This window comes from Pseudomonas sp. DF5, assembly GCF_058148225.1.
Map to the genome: position 1 here is coordinate 1 of NZ_JBYVYM010000076.1, position 483 is coordinate 483.

The 483-nt window shown below is 54.5% G+C and carries 1 protein-coding gene; it reads right to left on the reverse strand.

Annotated elements, in window-relative coordinates; translation table 11 throughout:
* A partial coding sequence (locus tag AC30D7_RS28765; protein WP_490136333.1) for a helix-turn-helix domain-containing protein occupies positions 1-387 on the reverse strand: 387 nt, incomplete at its 3' end.
* Positions 388-483: the final 96 nt, after the last annotated feature.

Below are 483 nucleotides of genomic sequence, written 5' to 3' on the forward strand. Positions count from 1 at the left end.
AACGGTGTCCCAATGCAACCCAAACATCTGGGCTACGTGCAGCGTGGGAAGGCGCTCGCAGGCCTGAATGACCGTATCGGCCAAGCGGCGCGTCATGCGGGCATAGCGATCCAGCCAACTGACCGCCTCCATACGTTTGCCACAATCGCGGCAGCCAACCCGCCTGAGCAAAACGCTAAGGCGTACCGCACGACCTAGAATGGGCAAATCACGAACACTTCGCTCGCAATACTCATGAGTGGTTGAACAAGGCTTTTGGCAGCCGCCACAGGAAGGGAATCGGGTGGCGTGGGGAATCAGTTCGATCTGTAGGGCGTCACCATCAGGCTTGATGTTGACGACAGAAAAGCCCTCCCAAAACGGAAGGAAAGTATTAATATCGCGCATAAGAACGCCGGTTTGTTAGATGTGTTTGCTCGCACGAACATCATCAATCAAATCGGCGTTCTTGTTTCTGTGTTTCCCGGGATTCCGTGAAGAACC